14 protein-coding genes are annotated in these 14,475 nt (G+C 63.7%); 6 read left to right on the top strand and 8 right to left on the bottom strand.

What is annotated here, in order from left to right; translation table 11 throughout:
- Window positions 1-32 precede the first annotated feature (32 nt).
- Window positions 33-1,037: a low-specificity L-threonine aldolase gene (gene ltaE, locus BLV45_RS15585; protein WP_090534543.1), complete on the top strand. Its 1,005-nt coding sequence runs from the start codon at window positions 33-35 to the stop codon at window positions 1,035-1,037.
- Between the two features lie 301 nt (window positions 1,038-1,338).
- On the opposite strand, the gene BLV45_RS15580 is transcribed toward ltaE, so the two are convergent.
- Complete coding sequence (locus BLV45_RS15580; RefSeq protein WP_090534719.1) at window positions 1,339-1,566, bottom strand: hypothetical protein; 228 nt, start codon at window positions 1,564-1,566, stop codon at window positions 1,339-1,341.
- Between the two features lie 313 nt (window positions 1,567-1,879).
- Between BLV45_RS15580 and BLV45_RS15575 the strand changes: the two genes are divergently transcribed.
- Window positions 1,880-4,333 carry a glycogen/starch/alpha-glucan phosphorylase gene (locus tag BLV45_RS15575; RefSeq protein ID WP_090534541.1) on the top strand — a complete coding sequence of 818 codons (2,454 nt, stop codon included), beginning with the start codon at window positions 1,880-1,882 and terminating at the stop codon, window positions 4,331-4,333.
- Window positions 4,334-4,438: 105 nt separating this feature from the next.
- Here BLV45_RS15575 and BLV45_RS15570 read toward each other — a convergent pair whose 3' ends face one another.
- The 4 genes from BLV45_RS15570 to BLV45_RS27590 form a co-directional block, all read right to left on the bottom strand.
- The gene (locus BLV45_RS15570; RefSeq protein ID WP_407671019.1) at window positions 4,439-5,500 is read right to left on the bottom strand and encodes a hypothetical protein; all 1,062 of its coding nucleotides are present in this window, start codon (window positions 5,498-5,500) and stop codon (window positions 4,439-4,441) included.
- Window positions 5,501-5,592: 92 nt separating this feature from the next.
- Window positions 5,593-5,940 (bottom strand): hypothetical protein, encoded by a 348-nt coding sequence (locus BLV45_RS15565; protein ID WP_090534540.1) that lies wholly within the window; start codon window positions 5,938-5,940, stop codon window positions 5,593-5,595.
- Window positions 5,941-6,129: 189 nt separating this feature from the next.
- Window positions 6,130-6,567: a DUF6232 family protein gene (locus tag BLV45_RS15560; protein WP_090534538.1), complete on the bottom strand. Its 438-nt coding sequence runs from the start codon at window positions 6,565-6,567 to the stop codon at window positions 6,130-6,132.
- Window positions 6,548-6,943 (bottom strand): hypothetical protein, encoded by a 396-nt coding sequence (locus tag BLV45_RS27590; protein WP_176954174.1) that lies wholly within the window; start codon window positions 6,941-6,943, stop codon window positions 6,548-6,550. Before BLV45_RS27590 ends, BLV45_RS15560 begins: the two co-directional genes overlap by 20 nt.
- Between BLV45_RS27590 and BLV45_RS15550 the strand changes: the two genes are divergently transcribed.
- Complete coding sequence (locus BLV45_RS15550; RefSeq protein WP_090534536.1) at window positions 6,942-7,265, top strand: type II toxin-antitoxin system HicB family antitoxin; 324 nt, start codon at window positions 6,942-6,944, stop codon at window positions 7,263-7,265. The two genes, BLV45_RS27590 and BLV45_RS15550, sit on opposite strands and share 2 nt — an antisense overlap.
- Window positions 7,266-7,415: 150 nt before the next feature.
- Here the strand turns inward: BLV45_RS15550 and BLV45_RS15545 are convergent, their stop codons facing one another.
- Window positions 7,416-8,561, bottom strand: coding sequence for a porin (locus BLV45_RS15545; protein ID WP_090534534.1), 1,146 nt, complete (start codon window positions 8,559-8,561; stop codon window positions 7,416-7,418).
- Between the two features lie 293 nt (window positions 8,562-8,854).
- Here BLV45_RS15545 and BLV45_RS15540 point away from each other — a divergent pair, with 293 nt between their 5' ends.
- On the top strand, window positions 8,855-9,667 hold the full coding sequence (locus tag BLV45_RS15540; protein WP_090534532.1) for a MetQ/NlpA family ABC transporter substrate-binding protein: 813 nt from the start codon (window positions 8,855-8,857) through the stop codon (window positions 9,665-9,667).
- A gap of 108 nt (window positions 9,668-9,775) precedes the next feature.
- Here the strand turns inward: BLV45_RS15540 and BLV45_RS15535 are convergent, their stop codons facing one another.
- Window positions 9,776-10,897 (bottom strand): succinylglutamate desuccinylase/aspartoacylase family protein, encoded by a 1,122-nt coding sequence (locus BLV45_RS15535; protein ID WP_090534530.1) that lies wholly within the window; start codon window positions 10,895-10,897, stop codon window positions 9,776-9,778.
- A 360-nt stretch (window positions 10,898-11,257) separates the two neighbouring features.
- The gene (locus tag BLV45_RS15530; protein ID WP_090534528.1) at window positions 11,258-12,040 is read right to left on the bottom strand and encodes an ABC transporter substrate-binding protein; all 783 of its coding nucleotides are present in this window, start codon (window positions 12,038-12,040) and stop codon (window positions 11,258-11,260) included.
- A 531-nt stretch (window positions 12,041-12,571) separates the two neighbouring features.
- Between BLV45_RS15530 and phnN the strand changes: the two genes are divergently transcribed.
- Complete coding sequence (phnN, locus tag BLV45_RS15525; RefSeq protein ID WP_090534526.1) at window positions 12,572-13,126, top strand: phosphonate metabolism protein/1,5-bisphosphokinase (PRPP-forming) PhnN; 555 nt, start codon at window positions 12,572-12,574, stop codon at window positions 13,124-13,126.
- Window positions 13,127-13,256: 130 nt separating this feature from the next.
- Entirely contained in the window at window positions 13,257-14,444 is a 1,188-nt protein-coding gene (locus BLV45_RS15520) for a M20 aminoacylase family protein (protein WP_090534524.1), read from the top strand.
- Window positions 14,445-14,475: the final 31 nt, after the last annotated feature.

Raw genomic sequence — 14,475 nt, 5'->3', positions numbered from 1 at the left:
CACGGCACCGACAGCCCGTACAGGACCTACACATGATCGATTTGCGCAGCGATACCGTTACCCGTCCCACCGCGCCGATGCTGGCCGCCATGACGTCGGCCGAAGTGGGCGACGACGTCTGGGGCGACGATCCGACCGTCCTGCGCCTGCAGGCGACGGTTGCGGAACGCACCGGCAAGGAAGCCGGGCTCTTCTTCCCGAGCGGCACGCAAAGCAACCTCGCCGCGTTGATGGCGCATTGCGCGCGCGGCGACGAATACATCGTCGGCCAGCTCGCGCACACGTACAAATACGAAGGCGGCGGCGCGGCGGTGCTGGGCAGCATCCAGCCGCAGCCGCTCGAAAACGCCGCCGACGGCACGCTGCCGCTCGACAAGGTCGCGGCCGCGATCAAGCCGGTCGACGACCACTTCGCGCGCACGCGGCTCTTCGCGCTCGAAAACACGATTGGCGGCAGGGTGCTGCCGGCGGATTACGTCGCTGAGGCGGTGGCGTTCGTGCGCCAGCGCGGCCTCGCCACTCACCTCGACGGCGCGCGGGTCTGCAACGCGGCAGTCGGTTCGGGCCAGCCGGTCAAAGCGCTGTGCGATCCGTTCGATTCGGTGTCGATCTGCTTTTCGAAGGGACTGGGCGCGCCGGTCGGCTCGGTGCTGGTGGGCAGCAAGGCGCTGATCGACAGCGCGCATCGCTGGCGCAAGGTGCTGGGCGGCGGCATGCGGCAATCGGGCGTGCTGGCGGCGGCGTGCCTGTACGCGTTCGATCACAACGTCGAGCGTCTCGCCGACGACCACGCGAACGCCGCGCATCTCGCGGCGGGGCTCGGGCAGATCGATCAGGTGAAGGTGCAGTCGGTGGCGACCAACATGGTGTTCGCGCAGTTTCCGCAGGAGCACTGCGCACCGCTCGAAGCGTGGCTCAAGGCGCGCGGCATCCTCACGCAGATGTTGTATGCATCGCGCTTCGTGACGCACATGGATGTGTCGCGCGCCGACATCGACACGTTCCTCGCGGCAGTGAAGGCGTATTTCGCACGCTGAGCAACAAACGGCCCGATCGTGACGGCCCGCCGGCTTCGCTGGACGGGCCGTTTCGTTTATCCAAAGACGCAACTAACGGTCAAGCCCGCGAGCCATCATCGAACACGCACGCCGGTGACATAAACCAGGCGGACACTGGCGTTCAGGCCAGCAGAAGGGCGTCGCGAGCCTGCCACGGCTTTGCTGACACGTGGGGCGCACACCGGGTACAAAGCGCATCGCGCCGGCCCATGGGCGCCGTATGGCCGGCCATGCCGCCCGCGTAACACCCGAGCCGTGCGCACGGGCAGGCACGCAGGCCTCAGGAAAACGAAGCGAGCAGGATCGACAGCTTGCGGATATGTGCCTTGAATGCTTCGGCCGTCTCACGATCGTGCGCTGAAGTCAGATGTGGCGCCTCCGCGAGTTCGACCTGCGCCTGGAACTCGTCGGCGATCCTGCGTCGCGCGTCAGGCGGCATTGAGCGCACTACCGAAACGAGGAACAGCTCCTGGGCATGGAACATGCCGAGCATTGTCTGTACGTTCATGGCGCTTTCTCCCGGGACCTGGCCGTGACGATCGCGTGTGCGTCGTTCGCGGCCTTCGGCGCTGTGTGCGCGCCATTTCATGTTAGTGCACCGGGCCGCGCACGTTGCGCCCCGATGCACTGGATTCGTGCGGAAGCGGGCAATAACAGTTCATCCGGGAGAAGGGTCGTGCGGGCCGAGCGCCTGGCGCGGCCCATGACGCGAAGCCGCAAATGTCCTACTCTGCTTATTTAACCGCCTGACCGGCACGCGCCATTCTGCCCGCCGACCGCGCGGCCGGAGCGCGCCGGACAGGCACAACCCGGAGGCTTCGATGACAACCGTCGATCTGGAATTCGACCAGCTCAACAGTACCGTCGACGCGCTACGGCGCTCCATTTCCAATCGCCTGATGTACGGCGTCGGCAAGGATGCCGTGACGGCACGCCCGCAGGACTGGCTGCATGCGGCGGCGCTCGCCGTGCGTGACCGGCTCGTCGCGCGCTGGATGAAGACCACGCGTCTGCAGTACGAACAGGACGTCAAGCGCGTCTACTACCTGTCGATGGAATTCCTGATCGGCCGCACGTTCACGAACGCGCTGCTCGCGCTCGGCATCCACGACCAGATGAAGGAAGCGCTGCACGATCTGGGCGTCGACATGGAGTCCCTGACCGATCTCGAGCCCGATGCGGCGCTCGGCAACGGCGGCCTGGGGCGGCTGGCGGCGTGCTTCCTCGATTCGATGGCGACGCTCGGCATTCCGGGTTTTGGTTACGGCATCCGTTACGAATACGGGATGTTCCGTCAGCAGATCGTGGATGGCGAGCAGGTCGAGACGCCGGATTACTGGCTGCGCGCGGGCAATCCATGGGAATTTCCACGACCGGAAGTGCAGTACCTCGTGCATTTCGGCGGGCGTACCGTGCAGCGCAACGGCCATATCGAATGGATCGATACCGAGCACGTCAACGCGATGGCGTACGACACGGTGATCCCGGGTTACGCGACGAGCGCAACCAACACGCTACGGCTGTGGTCCGCGCGCGCGACAGAGGAGCTCGACCTCACGGCGTTCAATCGCGGCGACTACCGGCGCGCGGTCGAAGCGAAAGAGATGTCTGAAAACGTCTCGCGCCTGCTGTATCCGGACGACTCGACGCCGGCCGGTCGCGAGCTGCGCCTGCGCCAGGAATACTTCTTTGTGTCGGCGACGATGCAGGACCTGATCCGCCGGTACCAAAGGACGCACAGCACGTTCGGGCGCTTCGCGGAAAAGGTCGCGGTGCATCTGAACGATACCCATCCGGTGCTGGCGATTCCGGAACTGATGCGGCTGCTCGTCGACGTGCATCACGTGCCGTGGGACAAGGCGTGGAAGCACATCGAGCAGATGTTCTCGTACACGAACCACACGCTGATGCCCGAGGCGCTCGAAACGTGGGACGTCGAGATGCTGGCGCGCCTGCTGCCGCGCCACCTCGAAATCATCTTCGAGATCAACGCGGAATTTCTGAAGCACGTGAGCGAGAAGTCGGGGCACGACGCCGAAATGATCCGGCGCATCTCGCTCGTCGACGAATACGGGCAGCGGCGCGTGCGCATGGCGCACCTCGCGATTGTCGCGAGCCACAAGGTGAACGGCGTATCGAAGTTGCACTCGCAACTGATGACGAGACACATCTTCGCCGACTTCGCGCGCATGTTCCCCGAGCGCTTCACGAACGTGACGAACGGCGTCACGCCGCGTCGCTGGCTCGCGCAGGCGAGCCCGTCGATGTCGTCGCTGATCGACCAGCAGATCGGCACGCACTGGCGGCGCGATCTGTTCGAACTCGCGAAGCTGCGCGAACTGCGCAACGATGACGCGTTCGTCGCCGCGTTCCATGAGGCGAAGCGCCAGAACAAGCTACGGCTCGCGCATCGGCTGACGCAGGCGACCGGCGTGTCGTTCGATCCCGAGGCGCTGTTCGATCTGCAGGTCAAGCGCATTCACGAATACAAGCGGCAGTTGCTGAACGTGCTGCACGTGATCGTCCGCTATAACCAGATTCGCGCCCATCCGGAGCGCGACTGGGTGCCGCGCGTCGTGATGTTCGCGGGCAAGTCGGCGTCCGCCTACCGGATGGCGAAGACGATCATCAAGCTCATCAACGACGTCGGCGCGAAGGTCAACAGCGACCCCGTGATCGGCGACCGGCTGAAGGTCGTGTTCGTGCCGAACTACGGCGTGAGCGTCGCCGAACTCATCATTCCGGCGGCCGATCTGTCCGAGCAGATCTCGATGGCGGGCACGGAAGCGTCGGGCACCGGCAACATGAAGCTCGCACTGAACGGGGCGTTGACCATCGGCACGATGGACGGCGCGAACATTGAAATCTGCGATGCGGTGGGCCGCGAGCATATCTTCATCTTCGGCCACACCGCCGACGAGGTCGACGATCTGCGCGCGAAAGGGTACCGCCCGCGCCAGCTGTACGAAGAGAACCCGGAACTGCACACCGCGCTCGACCAGATCCGGACGGGCTTCTTTTCACCGGAAGACCCGCCGCGCTTCTCGGATATTTTCCACACGCTCGTCGACTGGGGTGATCACTACATGGTGCTCGCCGATTTCGTCGCGTTTGCCGAGGCGCAGAAAGCCGTCGACGAGCGCTTCCGCGACACGCGCGCGTGGACTGAAAGCGCGATTGAAAACGTCGCGGGCATGGGGCAGTTTTCGTCGGATCGCACGATCGCCGAGTACGCGCAGGGCATCTGGCATGTCAAATCGCTCGATCTCGGATGACGCGGTTCGGGCGATGTTGCCAGCGTCGCCGAAATGACGAAGGGGTGCGGCGAGGCGGGATTCATGGCACTCGCTGCACTGTTGTCCTGCACGGCTGGCTGACGCTTAGCCGCCGAGCGCCTCGGTCGGCTTTCTCGCCCGCAGGCCGATCTGGCCGCTCGCGAAATCGAACAGCACGTCGATGTTCTGCATCGCCATCAGGCCGATGACGATGCGGTTCTGCCCGCTGCGTGCCTTCACGATCGTCACCTGCGCGGCATCGAAGCGATGTACCCACGACCCGACGCCCAACGCGGTGTTGAAGTTGCCCTGCCTGAGCACCTTGCCTTCACTGTCGTCGTCGAGCCAGTTGGGCGTGGTGTCGGTCTCGAGGCGGATCATGTCCATGCCGCCCGTCGAAAACACCACGGGCGCACAGAAGCTCATTTTGTCGGCGACCTGCACGCAACCCGCTGGCCATTTGCGTACGCCGTCGCTGCCGGCCCGCATCGGAAACATCGTGAACTCGCTGCTCAATGTCTTCGATGGCGTCAACAGAAGATACGGCCGCGCGAGATTCGCGTGGACGATATAGCGCAGTCCGATGTTGCCGGGCAGCGCGCGCAACGGTTGCGTGCAGCACGTGTCGTCCGGTTGTTCCGCGCCGACGCCGAACAGGCCCGAAAACGCCCAGCCGAATTCACCGGTGTAGCCGTCCATCGCGACGCAGCGTTTCGCGCCTGGCTGGCAGCGGACATCGTCGACGGATTGCGCGGTGACGTCGAACGGTTTGGCGCCGACAAAGCCAACCGGCAGTTTGACGAGTGGCCCCGACACCTGCGCATCGTTCGCGAACACCATCGACGTCCTGCCGCCCACTGGCGGATAGTCCGTGCGCGGCAACACCGAGGAGAGCACGCGAACGCCCTGGGTGCCGGTGTCGAGCATCATGTAGACCGCCTTGCCGTCGATCTGGACTGGCAGGCCGAGGCGCGACTGACCTCGGTCGCTTCGCTCGACGTTGAGCGCGATCAGGACGCCATCCCGGCCGCCGTTCAGAAGACTCGCGGCGGGCGGCGGCGGTGCCGGCGTGGAGATGGGCGTCGAGCAGCTGCTCAGCATGCCGATTGATACGCTGGTCGACAGCAGAACGACGGCCAGCCGGCCGCGCAGAAAGGACTTGAGCATGAGCACCTGTTTCGCAGTGAGCGCGCAATCGCGGGGCGCTCACTGTACGCGGCGGGTCCGCCGCACTTGAAACAATGTGTCAAGGCCGCGGATCAGCGCTGTCGTGGACGCCGCAGCATGGTGGACACGGCGCGGCCGAGGGTTGCCCGTGCAAGTGATGCGGTGACCGCGGAAATGACGTCGTCGAGCGTACGCGCGGTGATTTCGGCGCGAAACGTGACGCGCTCGTTCGCGCGGTCGATGGTCATCACATAGAGACGCAGGTCGTCGCCGAGCGCGGTGTGCAGCGCGCGCCGGCTTTCCGTCGAGGCCGTACCAGGCACGGTGATGTCGATGGTGACGAGCGAGACGACCTCGTTTGTGCGACGCGGGGTGCGCGGCGCACGCGCGGTCGCGGTGCGCGCGACGGGAGCGACGGCGGAAGCGGTGGATTGAAGCATCGGGGGTCGCCGGCAGTGGCGTGCCGGCACGCGTTGTTGATACGCGTCCACTATAGCGACGCAGGCCTAAAGCCCGCGATAAAGGCCGTCAGTCCGACGTCAATTTTGTGTTAACGAGGCCCCAGCTGCTGCATCGGCGAATGCAACCCCCGCGCTGGCCCGCAACGGACACAACGGGCTTGACAGGTGTTACGCCTGCGGATTTTCCCGGACGGCGGCGGTGGCCGCTGCGCCTGCCGTTGCCGCGGCCTGCTGCTGCGCGGCTTTGGCCTGCAGCACGGTCTGCTCGACGCGTTCGACGAAGTCACGGTCGACGCTGGACAGCACTTCGCGTTTGCCGTCGTGCGTTTCGACGACCAGGCGATGGGTGACGTCCTGCGTGAGCCACGTCAGCGCGCCCACCACGATGATCATCACGCCGCAGACAAGACCCGCCGGCGAGGACAGCACCCCGCCGACGATAGCGCCCGCCAGACCCGCGAGCGAAATCCCGAGCGGCACGCCGCGGTTCTTCTGCACGGTGACGACGCGCGTTTGCTGGATTTCGCGCAATGCGAAGACCTGACCGGCTGCCGAAAGCGAGTTGCGCGTGACCGACACGCCGCGCTCATTGAAAGGAATTTCCATCGATTCGAAGTGATGCGGGGAAAGGCCGCAGAGTAACAGAAGCGACGATGGCGTTGCCAGGCTGCGTGCAAAACGATGGAGGAAGCAGCGCCCAGGATTTGACAAATGGTGCCAATAATGGAACCATACGCAAATGATAAATAAAACCCTCGAACAGATGCGCCGTCAACCCGCCGGCGTCCGGTTCCTGGCGCTGTTCAATGTATGCGAAGCGTATTTTGGTCAACCGCGCCAGGCTGGCAGCAGTCATGCTGTCTTTAAAATGCCGTGGCCGGGTGACCCTCGCGTCAACATCCAGAACGATAAAGGCAAGGCCAAAGCGTACCAGGTACGTCAGGTCCTCGAAGCCATTGATAAATTGAAGGAGAGCCAACATGCCCGTTGATCACTACACTTACCGCGTCACCTGGTCGCCTGAGGACAACGAACACGTTGGCCTTTGCGCCGAATTTCCCTCGTTGTCGTGGCTCGCGCGCTCGCCCGACGCGGCGTTGAAAGGCATCCGCTCGCTCGTCGCGCAGACGGTTGCCGACTTGCGCGAGAACAACGAACCGGTACCGGAGCCGCTCGCGGAAAAGCGCTATAGCGGCGAATTCCGTGTCCGGATTCCGCCGGAGCAGCATCGCGCGCTGGCCATGCAGGCCGCGGAGCAGGGCGTCAGCCTGAACCGCCTCGTCAGCATGAAACTGGCTGCCTGAGCGCACAGCGGGGGAGCCTGCTGACGCGCGCAGGCTAAACGCCAAAAACAAAAATGCCGTTCAGCATGAACACTGAACGGCATTTTTCTGCTTCTTCCGACCACGCTTTTAAACCTGCTCAAGCCTCGCCGGTGTCTTCACGCCATACGATCAGAACTTGTGACGCAGGCCCACGCGAGCAGCCAGCTGCGTGTTCGCACCAGCCGTACCGAAGTAGCTCGTGGACGAACCGATCTGTGCCTGCACGTCGCCGGTTCCCGTGTTGTGACCCGATGCCTGCTGGTAGATGCCGAGCACGTACACGTCGGTGCGCTTGCTCAGTGCGTAGTCGATGCTGGCGTCGAACTGGTTCCAGTGGCCCGTGTTCGCGTCCGACAGGTGCATGTACGTGTAGCCGAGGCCACCCGTCAGTGCCGGCGTGACGGCGTACTTCACGCCCGCTTCATACGCGGTGTACGTCGTCGATCCACCCGTGAGCGGCTCGAGACGCGTGTTCGTGTACAACGCCCACAGCGTAGCCGGTCCGAAGATGTAGCGGCCACCGGCGCCAAACGTGCGCAGGTCGCGGACCGTGCCCGGATTGACGTTCGAGATGTTCGTCGAGAAAGCCGGGGTCGACTGGTTCGGGTAATGGATGTCCGTGTATGCAGCACCGACGCTGAACGGACCTGCCGCATAGTTCGCGCCGAAGCTGTATGCACGCGACGAACCCGCCGTCGTGCCGACTGCCGGCGCGCCTGCGAACGAGGTCGAGTTCGAGAAGCCATACAACGCGCCGAACGTGAAGCCCGCGAAGTTGGCGCTGCTGAACTTGACAGCGTTGTTGATACGGCTCGATGTCAACTGATCGATATCGTTGATGTGATACGCGTAGTTACCGGCAACCGTATTCGCGCCCGTCGAATAGTTCGCGCCGAGGTAGTCCGTGCTGAACGTGTACTGACGACCCAGCGTGAACGAGCCGATGCCGTCCTTCGTCAAGCCAACGAATGCCTGGCGGCCAAACATCGCGCCACCCTGGCTTGCCGTACCGTTGCCGCTGTTGAAACCGTTTTCGAGCACGAAGATCGCCTTCAGGCCACCGCCGAGGTCTTCAGTGCCGCGCAGGCCCCAACGGCTGCCAGACGCCACGCCGTCGTCGTACTTGACGAGGTTGTCGTGCGAGTTGCCCACCTTGGAGTGGTTCGCGTAGCTGATACCTGCGTCGATAAGCCCATACAGCGTCACGCTGCTTTGCGCGTGGGCCGCTCCTGCGAACGTGGCGAGAAGAGCGGTGGTCAGTACTTTCTTGTTCAAGACGTTTCTCCGATTAGAAAAGATGCGATCGACACGCCACGCTCTACGGCCGGTCATGCGATGGCCCAGAATGTAAGCGACTGCTGGGAACCGAATATGACAGGCCGGTTATTTTTGAAAATGTGTCGCGTGCGCGCGACAACCGCCGTTTCTCGTCGACGTATTCGAGCAGGGCAAGCGCCCATATGCTCTGCGCGAGCGACCGCATATGCGTATGACAATTCATTGGTTATCGCCGCGATTGCACTGTGTGACGATGCGCATCCACCATTCATGGATTCAACGGGGAACGCATGCAGCGCAGAACACTCATCAAGACGCTCGCCGTGCTGGCGGCCACCAGCGCCACACTGGCGACAAGCCTGGCTCATGCCGGTGACAAGGTCATCAAGGTCGGCACGATGAGCGGCCCTGATGCGCAGATCTGGTCGGTGGTGACGAAGGTCGCGGCGCGCGACGGCCTGACACTCAAGGTGATCGAGTTCAACGATTACGTGCAGCCGAACGCCGCGCTCGACGCGGGCGATCTCGATGCGAACGGCTTTCAGCATCAGCCGTTTCTCGACAGCCAGATCAGACAGCGGGGCTACAGGATCGTGAACGTCGGCCTGACCTACACGTCGCCGATGGGCTTCTACTCGAAGAAATACAGGTCGCTGAAAGATCTGCCGGAAGGCACGAAGGTCGGCATCCAGAACGATCCGTCGAACGGCAACCGCGCGCTGTTGCTGCTGCAGAAATATGGCGTGATCAGGCTGAAGGCGGGTGCCGGCGTGAACGGCGTCAACGCAACACCGCTCGACGTCACGGAAAATCCGAAGAAAATCAAACTCGTGGAGCTCGATGCCGCGCAGTTGCCGCGCGCACTCGACGATCTCGACGCCGCATCGATCAACACCGACTACGCGGTGAAAGCCGGCCTGCAGCCGACGAAAGACGCGATCGCCATCGAAGACCTGAAGGGACCCTACGCGAACCTGATCGCCGTGCGCGAGCAGGACCGCAACAAGCCGTGGGTGAAGAAACTCGTGGCCGCGTACGAATCGGATGATGTGCGCCGGTTCCTCGACACGCAGTTCAAGGGCGCGATTGTGCCGGCGTTTTAAGGCGCTTCTTTGCAGCGCGCATGCTCTCAAACGGAAATCGCCCGCATCAGCATCAGCGGGCGATTTCCATTGGGCACGGCGGTCATGAAACCGCGCAAGCCGCGCGCGTCATGCCGACAGCAGCGACCCCGTGCGATACGCCTTGGCGCCTGCCACACGCGCCACTTCCAGCCCGGCGGTCGCGAAGCGCGCGGAATGCCGCGCGTACAGCACGCCGGCCACCGTGTTCTTCAGCGTCGCGACCTGGCCTGTCAGCGGATCGACGATATCGGCGATCTCTGTGCCTGCATCGACCCACGTGCCCACCTGGGCGGCCGGCCGGTACACGACGACACCCGTGATCGGCGCGGCGAGCGGTTCGTTGCCGGCGAGCGGCGTAGCGGCGAATTCGAGCGGCGGCATGTCGGCCGCGGTGCCTTCGATCACGCCGCGATGCGTCAGATATTCGATGATGCCCTGCGCGTCGCGTTCGGCGAGTTCGTAGGACACGTCGCGTTGGCCGCGCAGTTCGATCGTGACCGAGACCGAGCCGTTCGGAATCGGGAAACGGTCGCCGTAACGGCGGCGCAGATCCGACCAGGCGAAACTGTGGATTTCGTCGAACGGGTTACCCATCGAATCGAGCGCGAGCAGCGACGCCTTCGAATCCAGATAGCGCGCAAGCGGCTCGACTTCCGGCCAGATGTCCGGGTTCGTGTAGATGTGCATCGCGGCTTCCCAGTCGCAATGCAGATCGAGCACGACGTCGGCATCGTACGAGAGCTTTTGTAGCGCGAGACGCTGTGATTCCAGTTCGTTCTTCGGCTGTTGCGCGTCGAGGCCTTCGCGCATCGCGCGGCGGATGGCCTGACGGTTTTCATCGATGTCAGGCGTGAGACGCGCTTCGATCACAGGCTGCACGAGCCCGGCCAGATCGTAGAAGTTACGGTTGAAGTTCTGTCCGCTGTTCGCTTCGAAACGTCCCGCCAGATGGCTGTGTACGTGCTGGTTCAGGCCGATCGGATTGGCGACGGGCATGAGCACGACCTCGCCGCGCACCTTGCCGGCCGCTTCGAGCGCGGCAAGCTTCTGGCGCAGGACGTGCGAAACCAGCATGCCGGGCAACTCGTCGGCGTGCAGCGACGACTGGATATAGATTTTCTGTCCACCGCCAGCGCCGTAGTGAAAACTCGTCAGGTTACGCGCGGTGCCGAGCGTCGGGGAAATCAGCGGATGGGTCTGGGTTTGCATGGTTCTTCAGACGCTGCGAGCAGATGGCAGGCAGCGTTTTTCGGTTGGTTGCAGAGGGTGAAAGCGTTGAACAGGCGAACGAAAAATCAGTGACAACCAGCGGGTTCTGCCGTCATGAAACGGGAGACACGTCGTGACGCTTCCTGCACGAACTGGCTGCGAATCGTTCGATCTTAGCCGATTCTGACGAGGTAGCGTGGTTTCTCCGTCAGACGAAGCAGCGCAAGCCGCATGTCGCGCCGGCCCGGACAGGCCAGCAGGAGAACCCGGCGCGAGGCCGAAAAAAAACGGGCTCCGCGTGTTTCGCGGAGCCCGTTTCCTCAAACCTCAGCGGCGCGCCCGAAGACGCGCCGTCGTGGATCAGCTGCCGTACACGTCGAAGTCGAAGTACTTCTGTTCGAGCTTCTTGTAGGTGCCGTCCTTGATGATCTCGGCGATAGCCTTGTCGACCTTCGCCTTCAGATCCGTGTCTTCCTTGCGCATGCCGATGCCAGCACCGGTGCCGAGGATCTTCGGATCATTCAGATCCTTGCCCACGAACTCGAAGCCCGCGCCGCGCGGCGTCTTCAGGAAGCCGATCTCAGCCTGCACCGCATCCTGCAGCGCTGCGTCCAGACGGCCCGACAGCAGATCGGCATAGACCTGGTCCTGGTTCTGGTACGGCGTGACCTTCGCGCCCTTGGCTTCCCAGTACGCCTTCGCGTAGGTTTCCTGGATCGTGCCCTGCTCGACGCCCACGTTCTTGCCCTTCAGCGATTCGGCCGTCGGCAGGATGCCCGAACCCTTCTTCGCGATCAGGCGCGTCGGCGTGTTGAACAGCTTCGACGAGAAGGCGATCTGTTCCGCGCGTTGCGGCGTGATCGACATCGACGACAGCACGCCGTCGAACTTCTTGGCCTTCAGGGCCGGGATCATGCCGTCGAAGTCATTTTCAACCCACACGCACTTTGCCTTCAGGCGTTCGCAGATTGCGTTGCCGAGGTCGATGTCGAAGCCGACCAGTTTGCCATCCGGACCTTTGGATTCAAACGGAGCGTAGCTGGCGTCGACGCCGAAGCGGATCGTGGACCAGTCTTTAGCGTGTGCGGTAATCGAGACGGTGGCAAGCAGGGCAACCGTCAAAGTCGCCAGCAGTTTTTTCACTTATTTACTCCTCGGAGTGGTTCAGATTGCCCCGCATGGGTTGTGCCGCCGCGGAACACTGCCCGGCGCGAGTCGCGCACGGACATGGTTATTGTCTGCCAGCCTGGGCCAGCAGTGCGCGCCAAGCTTACCAAGAAAAAAAATCCATGTAGCTAGTGAAACACCGGATAGCAAACGGGCGTGCTCTTTCCGCGCCAATGTGCATCTGCAGCAAGCGCGTTTTGAAGGTCTGGATGAAAGGCGGTTGACAGCTTTGCTGTCGATGACTGGAGCCAGGTTGTCGTTCCTTATGGGCGTGGGCGCGCCGCGTCGCCACGTAACGCCGCGCTGCCGGAAACCGGCAGGGTTTCGAACTCCGGCGTCGCGCGGCAGCGCTTTCATCGACGCGACAGGCGCACCGGACGCGGCTTTGGCGCGCGCGCCATGTCGCGGGGTCGATGTGGCACGCGCGTTAGAATGCATCGAGGAAAGCGGCCATCCTTGGGCCTGACCGGTAGCGTCAGGCGTTTTACCCCGTTCGATGGAGACTCGATGAGTGGCCAGTTGATTTACGTAATGGGGCCATCCGGCGCGGGCAAGGACTCGCTGCTCAGCTTCGCGCGCGAGAAAATCCCCGGTGAGCCCGTTGTGTTCGCGCATCGTTACATCACGCGTGCGGCAGGCGAGGGGGAAAACCACGTTGCGTTGACGCAAGAAGAATTCGCCGCGCGCTCCGCGCTGGGCCTGTTTGCGCTCGAGTGGTCGAGCCACGCGTTGCGTTATGGCATCGGCATCGAGCTCGATGCATGGCTCGCACGCGGCTGCACCGTGGTCGTCAACGGCTCGCGGGCGCATCTGGCACAGGCGCTGGCGCGTTATCCGCGCGCAGCCGTCGTGCATGTGGACGCGGCGCCCGATATTCTCGAAGCGCGGCTCGGCGCGAGGGCGCGCGAAACGCCCGGGCAGGTTGCCGCGCGGCTGGCGCGGCGCGCCACCTTCACGTTGCCACAAGGCGTCTCGCTGACCGTGATCGACAACTCCGGTGCGCTCGAGGAAGCGGGGCACGCGTTCGTCGAAGTCGTGCGTCGCGCGGCGACGCGACGATAGCACCGGCGCCGTCCGGTTCGGGGTTCGGGCAGGAACACGGGCACCGTATCGAAGCGGGATGGCGTCGATATAATGCTGGCCATTCGCCGCGACGCGCGGCGCGACCTGCCTGATATGACTGGAGTCAGCGATGAACGTAGCACGGCGTTTTGCCGAAATTGACGACCTGGTTCCCGCCGCCGAAAGCCTGCGCGAGATTCGCCACCACATTCACCACCATCCCGAACTGGCGTACGAAGAAGTCGCCACCGCGGCGCTCGTCGCGGACAAGCTCGAGGCGTGGGGCTGGCAGGTGACGCGCGGCGTCGGCAGGACGGGCGTGGTGGGTACGATGAAACTGGGCGAAGGCACACGCAGCATCGGGATTCGCGCCGACATGGATGCATTGCCGATCGTCGAGCAGACCGGCCTGCCGTACGCGAGCGGCACGCACGGCAAGATGCACGCATGCGGCCACGACGGCCATACGACGATGCTGCTCGGCGCCGCGCAGCATCTCGCCGCGACGCGCCGTTTTTCGGGCACCGTGCATCTGTATTTTCAGCCCGCCGAGGAAACCGGCATCGACAGCGGCGCGAAGCAGATGATCGGGGACGGGCTCTTCGAGCGCTTTCCGTGCGACGCCGTGTTCGGCCTGCACAACCATCCGGGCGCCGAGCCGGGCAAGCTGCTGTTCCGCAAGGGCGCGTTCATGGCGGCCGGCGACAAGGCCATCATCGACATCGAAGGCGTGGGCGGTCACGCAGCGCGACCGCATCTGACGGTCGATCCGATCGTGATCGCCGCGAGCATCGTGATGGCGTTGCAGACCATCGTCGCGCGCAACGTCGATCCGTCGCAGCCGGCGGTCGTGACGGTGGGCTCGATGCATTCGGGCATCGCGAACAACGTGATCCCCAGTTCGGCGAAGCTCGAACTGAGCGTGCGCTCGTTCAGCCCGGAAGTGCGCGCGTTGCTGAAACAGCGCATCACGGAACTCGCGCAAGACCAGGCGGCCAGCTACGGCGGCAAGGCGACGGTCGAATACATCGAAGGCTATCCGGTCGTCGTCAACTCGGACGCGCAGACGCAATTCGCGATCGACGTGGCGCGCGAACTGGTCGGTGACGACAAGGTGGTCGCGCACGCCGACCTGCTGATGGGCAGCGAGGATTTCGCGTTCATGTTGCAGGAGCGTCCCGGCACGTTCCTGCGTATCGGCAACGGCGTTGGCGAGGACGGGTGCATGGTGCACAACCCGCATTACGATTTCAACGACTTCAATCTGCCGGTGGGCGCCGCGTTCTGGACGCGCCTCGTCGAGCGTTTTCTCGAGTAGTTATATCGACGTCCGGACGCGGCGCGGCCCG

Origin of the sequence: Paraburkholderia sartisoli (assembly GCF_900107685.1) — a bacterium.
Taxonomy (GTDB): domain Bacteria; phylum Pseudomonadota; class Gammaproteobacteria; order Burkholderiales; family Burkholderiaceae; genus Paraburkholderia; species Paraburkholderia sartisoli.
The sequence above is the reverse complement of the archived record's forward strand: the minus strand, read 5'-3'. Positions and strand labels throughout refer to the sequence as shown.